Here is a 12,289-nt window from a genome sequence, read left to right as displayed (position 1 = left end):
CCGGAAAGCCCCGGAACATCTGTACAGCCTGACCATCCCCGGGAGATCCCGTTGCCGATCGATGAACTGGACGGGCGGGTGATCGAGCTGTTCACCGCCGAGCCCCGCATCGGGGTGCTGGAGGCGTCCCGGCGGCTGGGGGTGGCCCGCGGCACCGTGCAGGCGCGGCTGGACCGGCTGGCGCGCGACGGGGTGATCCGCGGCTACGGCCCGCAGGTCGATCCGGGGGCGCTGGGCTACGGGGTGACCGCGTTCGTCACCCTGCAGATCCGGCAGCCGGGCGGGCACGACCCGGTGGCCGAGCGGCTGGCCGCCATCCCGGAGGTCATCGAGGCGCACACCATCACCGGGGCCGGCGACATGCTGTGCCGCATCGTGGCCCGCAGCAACGCCGACCTGCAGCGGGTGATCGACCTGGTGGTCGCGGTCTCCGGGGTGGAGCGCGCGTCCTCGGTGATCTCTCTGGCCACCCAGATCCCGTTCCGCACCCTCCCCCTGGTACGGGCGGTGTCCGGCACGGACGGCGGGGACGGCGGGGGTGGCCAGGGCGGCAGTGGGGGCGGCCGGGACGGCCGGGGCGGCGGCGAAAGGCCGGAACATGCCGGACGACCCGCCGGTGAGGTGCGCCGGCGGGTCGTCAGGGATGCCCGGAGTGGATCGGTCGGGTCGCCTCAGGCGCCCGCGTAGGCCGTGGCGTCGATGATCTCCACGGTCATGCTGCGGCCGTTGGGCAGCGTGTAGGTGGCCTTCTCGCCGACCTTCTTGCCGTTGATGGCGGCGCCCAGCGGGGACTTGGGGGAGTAGACGTCGATGGGGGCGCCGCTCTCCTCGCGGGAGGCCAGCAGGAAGGTGACCTCCTCGTCGTCGCCCTCGAAGGCGACCGTGACCGTCATGCCGGGGCCGACCACGCCGTCGGTGCGGGGGGCCTCGCCGACCTGGGAGTTCTCCAGGATGTGCTGGATCTGGAGAATCCGGCCCTCGATCTTGCCCTGCTCCTCCTTGGCCGCGTGGTAGCCGCCGTTCTCGCGCAGGTCGCCCTCCTCCCGTGCCGCCTCGATCTTCTGCGCGATCTCGATGCGGCCCGGGCCCGACAGATGCTCCAGCTCAGCCTTGAGCCGGTCGTACGCCTCCTGGGTGAGCCAGTTGACGTTGTCAGCACGGGTCTCGGTCACGGATACTCCTCTGTCCACACGTATCGATCCTCGGCCCGCCTCCGGCGGGCCGACCTGCGGGCCGGGCGAAACCTCAAGCCTATCTGGTATGTGAGAGTAAAGGTTCCCCTCTGCGTTCACCCGCAATCCGTCAGACCGTCACATGGTGCGGCACTCCTTGACCCGGGCGGCGGTGGCGCGCCGGGTGGTCTGCAGCAGATCGGTGCGTTTCAGCGTGGACTGGCCGGCCGGCACGATGACCTCGCGCTCGGCCACCGGGGCGAAGTTGACGTCCACCGCGTCCACCAGGCACCGCACGCGCTTGCCGGACGGCTTGGCGACCTGCCAGCGGACCTCGACCCGGGAGTCGTCGAGGATCCGGTAGGTGATCGTCTGCTGGCTGATGCCCGGGGTCCGGCCCGCGTTGGCCATGATGACGGCCCAGCCCACCGCGCAGACCGCCACCACCAGGCCGATGATCACGTAACCGAGCCGGCCGCCGCGCCGCGGTCGGCGGTCCGGGGCCTGGCTGACGCTGGTGCTCATGGCGGGAATCTCCGTGCGGACGATCGATGTTGTCAGGGACAATTGTCGTCTGCCGCGGCGGGTGCCCCGTACTGGGGGGTCGGCGCGGGCGCTGCTGAACGGTTGACAGGGAGACGCTGTGGTGTCCGAAGTACCGACCGGTACGACCTCGTGCGATGACGGCCCGCTGCGGCTGATGGCCGTCCACGCGCACCCCGACGACGAGTCCAGCAAGGGCGCGGCCACCATGGCCCGCTACGTCGCGGACGGCGCCGAGGTGATGGTGGTCACCTGCACCGGCGGTGAGCGCGGCGACATCCTCAACCCGGCCATGGACAAGCCGGAGATCAAGGCGAACATCGGCGCCGTCCGCGAGCAGGAGATGGCGCGGGCCCGCGAGATCCTGGGTGTCCGGCAGGAGTGGCTGGGCTTCGTGGACTCCGGCTTTCCCGAGGGCGACCCGCCGCCCCCGCTGCCGGAGGGCTGCTTCGCCCTGCAGCCGCTGGAGGTGGCGGCCGAGCCCCTCGTCCGCGCGGTACGGGCGTTCCGCCCGCACGTGATCCTCACCTATGACGAGAAGGGCGGCTACCCCCACCCCGACCACGTCAAGTGCCACGAGGTGTCGGTGGAGGCGTTCGAAGCCGCCGGGGACCCGGACCGCTACCCCGGCACCGGCGAGCCCTGGCAGCCGCTCAAGCTCTACTACCACATGACGTTCCACAAGGACCGGCTGGTGGCGCTGCACGCGGCGATGGAGGAGGCCGGTCTGGAGTCCCCGTACGGCGACTGGCTCAAGCGGTTCGACGACGGCCCCGCCCCGTGGGCGGTCACCACCCGGGTGCCGTGCGCCGACCACTTCGAGACCCGGGACAAGGCGCTGCTGGCGCACGCGACCCAGATCGACCCGAACGGCTTTTGGTTCATGTGCCCGCTGGACCTGCAGCGCAGGGCATGGCCGACCGAGGACTACCATTTGGCGAGGTCCCTGGTGGACACCGAACTGCCCGAGGACGACCTGTTCGCGGGGGTCAGGGAGAAGGTATGTCTGTAGCGCTGCTGCTCGCCGAGCCGGGCAACGACTTCCCGCTCAACGACGACACCGTGAGCCCCGGCCTGCTCGGCTTCGCCGTCTTCGCGGCCCTGTGCGTGGCGGTCTTCCTGCTGATCCGCTCCATGAACCGGCAGATGCGCAAGATCCAGGCCCCGCGGCAGGCCGACCTCGACCAGGAGGCGTGGGAGCGGAACCGGGCCGCTGAGCCCGCCAAGGCCGCCGAGCCTGCCGGGACCGCCAAGGCCGGGAAGGCCGCCGGGCAGGCCGACCGGGATTCTGGGGACGACGGCAGGGACTGACCTCCTTCCTCCGCCACCGGCCGACCGGTCCCGGCCGTCGCCGCCGTGAGCGGTGGGACGGGCGTTGACTCCCGAGACGGGCGGGCGCATTCTGGGCGGCGGTATGTGAGCCTTTTTCAGGTTGGCTCCACCGTCGCTGTGCCTGGAGGTCATCGGTGCGAATCCGGGGTCTGCTCGTGGCGGCCGTTGTCGGGGCGAGCGGGCTCGTGGTGCCGGCCGGGCCGGCGAGCCCGGCGGCCGCGCAGGTCACGGCGCGGGGATGCGATCCGGTGGATCCGGCGGACTGCCTGATGCCGTTCCCCAACGACTGGTTCACGGTGGCCGACCGGTCCACCGCGACCGGGCGGCGGGTGGCGTTCCGGGCCGCCGCCATGCCGCGCAACCGGCTGGGCAAAGCGATCGACCCGGCCGAGTGGAACCGCAGCGACGGGTTCTCGCCGGGGTCGCCGGTGCTGACCCGGGTGCCCGGCGTCGACCTGGCCAGGTCGGGGGCGGCGCCGATCACCGACATCGGGCGGTCGCTGGCCGCGGACTCGCCGATCGTGATCATCGACACGACGACCGGACGGCGCTGGCCGCACTGGGCGGAACTGGACGCGCAGGCGACCCGGCCGGACCGGCAGGCGCTGATCATCCGGCCGGCCCGCAACTTCCTGGAGGGCCACCGGTACGTGGTGGCGCTGCGGCGGCTCAAGGACGGGCGGGGCGCCACGATTCCCGCCGGGCGGGCGTTCGCCCGGATCAAGGGCCGTACGCTGCCGAAGGGCGACCCGCTGCACGCCCGCCAGCGGCACGCCCGCCGGGCGCTGGCGGACCTGGCCAGGCACGGGATCGGCACCGGTGACCTCTACCTGGCCTGGGACTTCACCGTGGCCAGCCGCCGCAGTCTGTCGGAGAGGATGCTCCGCATCCGCGACGACTCGTTCGCCGGGCTGGGGGACAGGGCGCCGCGCTTCGTCGTCACCGAGGTCACCGACAACCCGCCAGAGGACCGGACGGCGCGGACGGTGAAGGGCCGCATCCTCGTCCCCAGCTACCTCAACCTGCCGGGCGGCCCGCCGGGGTCGGGCTTCCACTACGGGCGCGACGGCCTGCCCGCACGACTGCCGGGCAACACGCAGGCCCCGACATTCCAGTGCACGATCCCGCGTGCGGCGTTCACCAGGCCGGCCCGTCCCGCGCTGTACGGGCACGGGCTGCTGGGCGCCGAGAGCGAGGTGGGCGCCGGGAACGTCCGCGACATGGCCGACGAGCACGGCTTCCTGTTCTGCGCCACCAAGTGGGCCGGGATGTCCAGGGACGACGTGCCGAACGTGGTGACCGTGCTGGCCGACCTGAGCCGGTTCTCCACGGTCGCCGACCGGCTGCAGCAGGGCATGCTCAACATGCTGTGGCTGGGCCGGGCGATGATCCACGACCGGGGGCTGGCCGCGCACCGGGCGTTCCGGACGCCGGACGGCAGGCCGCTGATCGACACCGGGGCCGGGCTGGTCTTCGACGGCAACAGCCAGGGCGGGATCATGGGCGGCGCGCTCACCGCCGTGTCCACCGACGTCCGCCGGGCGGTGCTCGGGGTGCCCGCCATGAACTACAGCACGCTGCTCAACCGCAGCGTCGACTTCGACCAGTACTCGGTCGTGCTGAACGCGGCCTACCCCGACAAGCTCGACCAGCAACTGTGCTTCGCGCTGATCCAGATGCTGTGGGACCGCGGCGAGGCCAACGGCTACGCCCAGCACATGACCGACCGGCCGCTGCCGGGGACGCCGAGCCACCGGGTGCTGATGCACGTGGCCTTCGGCGACCACCAGGTGTCGCCGACGGCGGCCGAGGTCGAGGCCCGCACCATCGGGGCCCGCCTCCACACCCCGGCGGTCGCGCCCGGACGCAACCCCGACCGGGTGCCCTACTGGGGGATCCCCGCGATCGGCGGCTACCCGTACCGGGGCTCGGCCCTCGTCATCTGGGACAGCGGCACCCCGTACCAGCCGCTGACCAACACGCCGCCGTCCGGCCCGCAGTACGGCCGTGACCCGCACGCCGACCCGCGCAACTCCGCCGACGCCCGCCGGCAGAAGGCGATCTTCCTGGAGACCGGCGAGGTCGTGGACGTCTGCGCCGGAGCGCCCTGCACCGCGCCGGCCCGGGAGTAGCCGCCGGGCACGGCTGCGGACGGGGTCACAGCTTGCGGTGGTCCCAGCTGGCGACGTGGTCAGGGTCCATGACGATGATGACCCGCTTGGCCATCGACTGCCGCAGGGCCTCGGCGAAGCCGGGGTCCAGCGGGGCGCCGAGCTCCGGCACCGGCAGGCCGGCCAGCCGGGAGCCCACCACGGCGCCGACCTTCAGCCTGACGTCGGGGTCCTCGACGATGCGGCCTTTGCCCTTGAGCTTGACCCCGCGCAGCTCGGCGTACTCGGTGCCGGCCTCCACCAGGCAGGTCATGACGGGGTTGCGGCGCAGGTTGACCACCTTCTGCGAGGAGGCGTAGGTGGAGAAGGCGATCCGGCCGTCCAGCAGCGCGTAGAACATGGTGACCAGGTGCGGGGCGCCATCGGGGTCCAGGGTGGCCACCTGCACCTTGAACTGCTCGGCGAGGAACGCGGCCACCTCGTCGGGGGTCATCTTGATCTGGTCACGCTTGCCGCCCACCGGGTTCTCCTCGCTCGGCGCCGTCGTCGGACGCGGCCACGATAACGCCCGGTCCCACAATGGAGACATGTCGACCCGCGATCTTCTGGTTCTCGGCACTGCCAGCGCCGTTCCGACCAAGTCCCGCAACCACAACGGCTACCTGGTGCGCTGGGACGGGCAGGGACTGCTGTTCGACCCGGGGGAGGGCACGCAGCGGCAGATGGTCCGCGCCGGGGTGGCCGCGCACGACATCGACTGGATCTGCGTCACCCACTTCCACGGCGACCACTGCCTCGGCGTGCCGGGGGTGATCCAGCGCATCGCCCGGGACGGCGTCGAGCATCCGGTGCGGGCGGTCTTCCCGGCCGCCGGGCAGCACTACTGGGAGCGGCTGCGGCACGCGACCGCGTTCCGGGACACCGAGGTCGTCCACGAGCGGCCCCTCGACGGCGCCCACGCCGAGATCGACTCCGGCGGCTCCCCGTTCACGCTGTCCGCGCGGCGGCTGGACCACCCTGTGGAGGCGTACGGGTACCGGCTGGAGGAGCCCGACGGCGTCACGATGCTGCCGGACCGGCTCGCCGAGCACGGCGTCGGGGGCCCGCTGGTCGGACGCCTCCAGCGGGAGGGCCGGGTCACCGCGCGCGACGGCCGCACGGTCACGCTGGAGGAGTGCAGCGTCCCCCGGCCGGGGCAGAAGCTGGCGTTCGTGATGGACACCCGGTTGTGCGCGGCGGCCTACGAACTGGCGGACGGCGTCGACATGCTGGTCATCGAGTCCACCTTCCTGGAGGAGGACGCGGCCCTCGCCCGCGAGTACGCCCATCTGACCGTGCGGCAGGCCGGCGAGATCGCCGCGAAGGGCGGCGTCCGGCGGCTGGTGCTGACCCACTTCTCCGAGCGCTACCGAGCCGAGGACTTCCCGCGTTTCGCCGAGCAGGCCGCGGAGTGCTACGGCGGCGACATCGTCCTGGCCCGCGACCTCGACCGCATCTCCGTCCCGGCCCGGCGCCGGGCCTGAGCCTTCCGGGTCCGGCTCGGGCCTGGTCCCGGTCCCGCCCGCCACCGAGGCGGTAGGTGCCCACGCCGTTCCGGCGGGTAGTTTCGGGACATGGCTGTCCACAACGCGGAAGAGGTCGATGTCGTCGTCATCGGGATGGGCCCGGGAGGTGAGGACGCGGCCGGGCGGCTGGCCGAGGCTGGGTTGTCGGTGGTCGGCGTCGAGGCCCGGCTGGTCGGCGGCGAGTGCCCGTACTACGGCTGTGTCCCCACCAAGATGATGATCCGGGGCGCGAACCTGCTGGCCGAGGGCCGCCGGATCCCGGGCCTGGCCGGTGACGCCACCGTCACGGCCGACTGGACGCAGGTCGCCAAGCGGATCCGCGAGGAGGCCACCGACTCCTGGGACGACCGGGTGGCCGCCGAGCGGTTCACCGGCCGGGGCGGGCGGCTGGTGCGCGGGTACGGCCGGATCACCGCGCCCGGCGAGGTCACCGTGGGCGACCAGGTCTTCCGCCCGCGCCGGGGCATCGTGCTCAACCCCGGCACCGAGCCGGTCGTACCGCCGATCGACGGGCTGGCCGGCACCCCGTTCTGGACCAACCGCGAGGCCGTGCGGGCCGAGGCTGCGCCGGGCTCGCTGGTCGTGCTGGGCGGCGGGGCCATCGGCACCGAGATGGCGCAGGCGTTCTCCCGCTTCGGCACCCGGGTCACCGTGGTCGAGTCGCGGGACCGGCTGCTGGCGGTGGAGGAGCCCGAGGCGTGCGACCTGCTGCGGGAGGTCTTCGAGCGGGAGGGCATCACCGTGCGGACCGGCGCCCGGGCCACCGCGGTCCGCCACGCGGACGGCGCGTTCACCGTGGATCTCGGCGGGGAGACCGTGCGGGGCGAGGCGCTGCTGGTGTCGACCGGCCGCCGCACCCGGCTGCGCGAGCTGGGCGTCGGCGCGATCGGCCTTGACGCGGACGCCCGGACGATCGAGACCGACGAGTGGATGCGCGCCGCCGAGGGAGTGTGGGCGATCGGCGACGTCACCGGCAAGGGCGCCTTCACGCACATGTCGATGTACCAGGCTGACATCGTCGTCCGCGACATCCTCGGGCAGGGCGGGCCGCCCGCCGACTACCGGGCGGTGCCGCGGGTGACGTTCACCGACCCGGAGGTGGGGGCCGTCGGGCTGACCGAGGCGCAGGCGCGGGAGCGGGGGATCAACGTCCGCACCGGCCTCACCCGCATCCCCGAGTCCTCGCGCGGCTGGATCCACAAGGCGGGCAACGACGGCTTCATCAAGCTGGTCCAGGACGCCGACCGGGGCGTCCTGGTCGGCGCGACCTCGGCGGGACCGGCCGGCGGCGAGGTGCTGAGCGCGCTGGCGGTCGCCGTGCACGGCGAGGTGCCGGTCGAGCGGCTCCGGCACATGATCTACGCCTATCCGACCTTCCACCGCGCCATCGAGACCGCCGTCAAGGACCTGGAGGTGTAGGACGCCCCGCCTATGGCGAGGGTCATGGCGCCGAAATGGGGGAGGATCGCTCGTATGAACCGCCTCAAGGACGCGACCAGCCCGTACCTGCTCCAGCACGCGGACAACCCCGTGGACTGGTGGGAGTGGAGTGACGAGGCATTCGCCGAGGCCCGACGGCGTGACGTGCCGGTCCTGCTGAGCGTCGGCTACGCGGCCTGCCACTGGTGTCACGTGATGGCACACGAGTCCTTCGAGGACCCCGAGACCGCGCGCCTGATGAACGACCTGTTCGTGAACATCAAGGTCGACCGGGAGGAGCGGCCCGACGTTGACGCCGTCTACATGGAGGCCACCCAGGCCATGACCGGCCAGGGCGGCTGGCCGATGACGGTGTTCATGACGCCCGACGGGGCGCCGTTCTACTGCGGCACCTACTTCCCCCGCCAGCACTTCCAGGCGCTGCTGAACGCGGTCACCCGGGCCTGGCGCGAGGAACGCGACGACGTCGTGAGCCAGGGACGCAAGGTCGTGGACGCGCTGACCTCGCGCGGCCCGCTCGCGGGCGGGGCCGAGCCGCCCTCCGAGGAGCGGCTGGCGCGGGCGGTCGGGTCGCTGTCGGCCTCCTACGACACCGCCCGTGGCGGCTTCGGCGGCGCGCCCAAGTTCCCCCCGTCGATGGTGCTGGAGTTCCTGCTGCGCCACTACGCCCGCACCCAGGACGCCCAGGCCCTGGCGATGGCCTCGCACACGCTGGAGGCGATGGCGCGGGGCGGGATCTACGACCAGCTCGGCGGCGGCTTCGCCCGCTACTCGGTGGACGAGAACTGGCTGGTGCCGCACTTCGAGAAGATGCTGTACGACAACGCGCTGCTGGCCCGCGTCTACGCGCACTGGTGGCGGCTGACCGGCAGTCCGCTGGCCAAGCGCGTCGCCCTGGAGACCTGCGACTGGATGCTGAACGACCTGCGCACCCCGCAGGGCGGTCTGGCCTCCGCGCTCGACGCCGACAGCGAGGGCGTGGAGGGCAGGTTCTACGTGTGGACGCCCGAGCAGTTGCGCCAGGTGCTCGGGGACGCCGACGGGGCCGAGGCGGCGGCGCTGTTCAAGGTCACCGACTCCGGCACGTTCGAGCACGGCACGTCCGTGCTGCAGTTGCCCGAGGACCCGGCCGACCCGGAGGTGTACCGGCGGGTCCGCGCCCGGCTGCTGGCGGCGCGCGAGGAGCGCGTCCCGCCGGCCCGCGACGACAAGGTGGTCGCGGCCTGGAACGGGCTGGCGATCGCGGCGCTGGCCGACTGCGGGGCGCTGCTCGGCAGGCCCGACCTGATCGTCGCCGCCGAGCAGGTCGCCCGTCTGATCGAGCAGGTCCACCTGTCCGACGGGCGCCTGGTGCGGACCTCCCGCGACGGCGTGCCCGGCGCGAACGCCGGCGTCCTGGAGGACTACGCCGACCTTGCCGAGGGGCTGCTGGCCCTGCACGCGGTCACCGGCGACCCCGCCCACGTGCGTACGGCCGGGACGCTCCTGGACGCGGTCCTGACGCACTTCCCGGACGGGGACGGCGGCTTCTACGACACCGCCGACGACGCCGAACGGCTGTTCCGGCGCCCGCAGGATCCCACCGACAACGCCACCCCCTCCGGCCAGTCCGCCGCCGCCGGGGCGCTGCTGTCGTACGCGGCGCTGACCGGCTCGGCCCGGCACCGCGAGGCCGCCGTCGCCGCGCTCGGTCCGGCCGCGTTGCTGGCCGACAAGCACGCCAGGTTCACCGGGTGGAGCCTGGCGGTGGCCGAGGCGCTGGTCTCGGGCCCCCTGGAGATCGCCATCGTCGGTGATCCGTCCGACGAGCGCACCCGGGCCCTGCACACCACCGCGCTGTCCTCCGTGGCCCCCGGCGCGGTCGTCACCCTGGGCACCGGCGCCGAGGCGGGGGACGTCCCGCTGCTGCGGGGCCGGGGCCTGGTGGACGGCGCCCCGGCGGCCTACGTGTGCCGCGACTTCGCCTGCCGGCTCCCGGTCACCACCCCCGCCGATCTGGCGAGCGAACTGGCGGGTGGCTGACCTCGCGCCGGCCCTCTCATTGGACTCGCGGTGCAATTCGACCGGGACGTGACCTTGATCTCGTCCCCGCTTGGTGTTACCACTGAGTAACGCACGCCTCCCCGGCGGTTCGCCGTCCTGACAACCGCGGGGGTCCGTGATGCGTCCAGGTATCTGGACGATCGCCCGATCCATCGGCGATAGTCATGGGGGGTCTGTGCCGGCCGGGTTGACCGACGGCCGACGGGGTCGCTGACGAGGGAGTGTTGCAGTGCGAAGGCCGAGCCGCCGTGTTCTCCCGACGGTCATCGGTGTAGGAGTGGTGACGACCCTGGCGGCCAACGGCGCGGTCCTGGTCTCGTGGCGGTCCTCCGATCCCGTTCAGCGGCTGGACCAGCGGCAGCACTACGTCGCGGCCTCCTCCGGCACGTGGATCGCGCCCACCGCGGTGGCGCCGCTGCGGGACCGGGTGACCCCGCACCTGATGGTCGCCGCCTCGTCCACGCTGCCCGCCGACGTGGTGGAGCGGGTGCGCCGGGCGAAGGGCGTCAAGCGGGTGGAGGTGCTGGACGCGGCGCAGGCGATGGTCGGTGGCAAGCGGGTCGGCCTGATCGGCGTGGACCCCTCCACCTTCCGCGCGTTCACTCCCAAGCCCACCGCCGAGTCCGACGCGCTGTGGCGCAACATCGCCGGCGGCGACATCGCCATCTCGTTCACCATGGGCAATGACGGCGGCGTCCAGCTCGGCACCCGGATCCCGGTGGGTGGGCAGCAGCGGCAGACGCAGTTGCGCGTCGGCGCGTACGCCACCATGGGGCTCGGCGACGTGGACGCGGTGGTCTCCCGCTCGGCCGCCCGAGCGCTGGGGGTGCCGGCCGGCAACGCGCTGCTGATCAGCGCGCCCAAGGCCGACCGCGGCAAGCTCGTGCGGGCGCTGCGCAAGGTGCTGCCCAAGGGCGCCAGGACCATCGAGGTCGATCCCAAGATCGACTACCCGGCGCCGGGCGGCCAGTTGCCCGCCGCCAGGGGCCAGGTGATGACCGCCGAGCAGGTGCAGGTCGTGATCAAGGCGGCGCACAGCAGGCTGGGCTGGCCGTACGTGTGGGGCGGGGAGTCGGAGGCCGAGGGCGGGTACGACTGCTCCGGCCTGATGCAGTACGCCTTCGCCAGGGCCGGGATCCGGCTTCCCCGGGTGGCCGCCGACCAGGCCCGCGCCGGCTGGGTGATCCCCTACAGCAAGGCCCGGCCGGGCGACATGCTGATCTGGGCCAACGACCCCACCGCCCCCGGCTACATCTCGCACATCGCCCTCTACCTCGGCGGGGGCAAGATGCTGGCGGCCCCCCGCCGCGGCACCGTGGTGCAGATCCAGAACGTCTACACCCGCAACATGAAGGGCGCGGTCCGCGTGAACCCCCGGATGGGCGCCCGCCTGGCCGCCTCCGGCCTCTGATCCCCCTCCCCGCGACCCCCAGGCCGTTATGGGGGCGGTGCGGTCTGGGCAGCGCACCCGTAGGCTTGTAATATTGATTACATGAATACAAGCGAAGCGGCGGACAAGCTCCGGGGCTGGTTCACCGGCCGGCTGCCGCAGGACTGGTTCGCCGGGCCGCCGGAGGTCGTCGTCGACCGCGAGGAGGTCAGCGTGATCGGCACGCTGGCCCCGCCGCCGGCGGCCGAGGGCATGTCCGACGCCGAGCGCACCGCCATGCTGGCCGGGCACGTCCAGCGGTTCCGCGAGGAGACCCGGGAACGGCGCATCGCCATCGCCCGCGAGGCCGAGCACCGTTTCGGCCACAAGGTCTCCTGGGGCGTCGAATGCGGCGGCCTGCGGGAGATGTTCACCACCCTGTCGGTCCCGGTGATGACCCGGCTGCGACAGCCCGAGCGCCGGGTTCTGGACACCCTGGTGGAGGCGGGCGTGGCGCGCAGCCGCAGCGACGCGCTGGCCTGGTGCGTGCGGCTGGTGGGCCGCAACGCCGACGAGTGGCTGGCGGAGCTGCGCGAGGCCCTGCAGCACGTCGAACGGGCCCGCGCCGCCGGACCCCGGGTTTAGCCATCCCTTACGCGCCCTTACGCGAACGCGGCGTACCACGGGTGTGATCAGGGCGCCGACCCGCCCTAG

The 12,289-nt window shown here is 72.9% G+C and carries 12 protein-coding genes; 9 read left to right on the top strand and 3 right to left on the bottom strand.

Annotated features, from left to right (window positions below):
* The first annotated feature begins 51 nt into the window (after positions 1-51).
* Entirely contained in the window at positions 52-687 is a 636-nt protein-coding gene (locus C4U03_RS14685; protein ID WP_103938300.1) for an Lrp/AsnC family transcriptional regulator, read from the top strand.
* On the opposite strand, the gene greA is transcribed toward C4U03_RS14685, so the two are convergent.
* Together greA and C4U03_RS40425 are read right to left on the bottom strand one after the other, a co-directional pair.
* Entirely contained in the window at positions 672-1,172 is a 501-nt protein-coding gene (greA, locus tag C4U03_RS14680) for a transcription elongation factor GreA (protein WP_103938299.1), read from the bottom strand. The two genes, C4U03_RS14685 and greA, sit on opposite strands and share 16 nt — an antisense overlap.
* 138 nt (positions 1,173-1,310) lie before the next feature.
* Positions 1,311-1,697: a DUF4307 domain-containing protein gene (locus C4U03_RS40425; RefSeq protein WP_160146988.1), complete on the bottom strand. Its 387-nt coding sequence runs from the start codon at positions 1,695-1,697 to the stop codon at positions 1,311-1,313.
* A 175-nt stretch (positions 1,698-1,872) separates the two neighbouring features.
* Here C4U03_RS40425 and mca point away from each other — a divergent pair, with 175 nt between their 5' ends.
* From mca to C4U03_RS14660, 3 genes are all read left to right on the top strand, one after another.
* Positions 1,873-2,727, top strand: a complete 855-nt coding sequence (gene mca / locus C4U03_RS14670) for a mycothiol conjugate amidase Mca (protein WP_103938297.1) — start codon at positions 1,873-1,875, stop codon at positions 2,725-2,727.
* The gene (locus C4U03_RS14665; protein ID WP_200827240.1) at positions 2,718-3,026 is read left to right on the top strand and encodes a hypothetical protein; all 309 of its coding nucleotides are present in this window, start codon (positions 2,718-2,720) and stop codon (positions 3,024-3,026) included. The genes mca and C4U03_RS14665 overlap by 10 nt, the downstream gene beginning before the upstream one ends.
* Before the next feature lie 155 nt (positions 3,027-3,181).
* Positions 3,182-5,179: a hypothetical protein gene (locus C4U03_RS14660; protein WP_103938296.1), complete on the top strand. Its 1,998-nt coding sequence runs from the start codon at positions 3,182-3,184 to the stop codon at positions 5,177-5,179.
* Between the two features lie 25 nt (positions 5,180-5,204).
* Here C4U03_RS14660 and C4U03_RS14655 read toward each other — a convergent pair whose 3' ends face one another.
* Entirely contained in the window at positions 5,205-5,651 is a 447-nt protein-coding gene (locus C4U03_RS14655) for a pyridoxamine 5'-phosphate oxidase family protein (protein WP_407701432.1), read from the bottom strand.
* Positions 5,652-5,745: 94 nt separating this feature from the next.
* Between C4U03_RS14655 and C4U03_RS14650 the strand changes: the two genes are divergently transcribed.
* The 5 genes from C4U03_RS14650 (at position 5,746) to C4U03_RS14630 (ending at position 12,220) form a co-directional block, all read left to right on the top strand.
* Positions 5,746-6,681: a ribonuclease Z gene (locus C4U03_RS14650; protein WP_103938294.1), complete on the top strand. Its 936-nt coding sequence runs from the start codon at positions 5,746-5,748 to the stop codon at positions 6,679-6,681.
* A 90-nt stretch (positions 6,682-6,771) separates the two neighbouring features.
* Positions 6,772-8,142 carry a dihydrolipoyl dehydrogenase family protein gene (locus tag C4U03_RS14645; protein WP_103938293.1) on the top strand — a complete coding sequence of 457 codons (1,371 nt, stop codon included), beginning with the start codon at positions 6,772-6,774 and terminating at the stop codon, positions 8,140-8,142.
* 54 nt (positions 8,143-8,196) lie between these two features.
* Positions 8,197-10,185, top strand: coding sequence for a thioredoxin domain-containing protein (locus tag C4U03_RS14640; protein WP_103938292.1), 1,989 nt, complete (start codon positions 8,197-8,199; stop codon positions 10,183-10,185).
* Positions 10,186-10,486: 301 nt separating this feature from the next.
* Positions 10,487-11,617: a C40 family peptidase gene (locus C4U03_RS14635; protein WP_235017861.1), complete on the top strand. Its 1,131-nt coding sequence runs from the start codon at positions 10,487-10,489 to the stop codon at positions 11,615-11,617.
* A gap of 81 nt (positions 11,618-11,698) precedes the next feature.
* Positions 11,699-12,220 (top strand): hypothetical protein, encoded by a 522-nt coding sequence (locus C4U03_RS14630; RefSeq protein ID WP_103938290.1) that lies wholly within the window; start codon positions 11,699-11,701, stop codon positions 12,218-12,220.
* The last annotated feature ends 69 nt before the right edge of the window (positions 12,221-12,289 follow it).

Origin of the sequence: Thermomonospora echinospora (genome assembly GCF_900108175.1) — a bacterium.
Classification (GTDB): domain Bacteria; phylum Actinomycetota; class Actinomycetes; order Streptosporangiales; family Streptosporangiaceae; genus Thermomonospora; species Thermomonospora echinospora.
The sequence above is the reverse complement of the archived record's forward strand: the minus strand, read 5'-3'. Positions and strand labels throughout refer to the sequence as shown.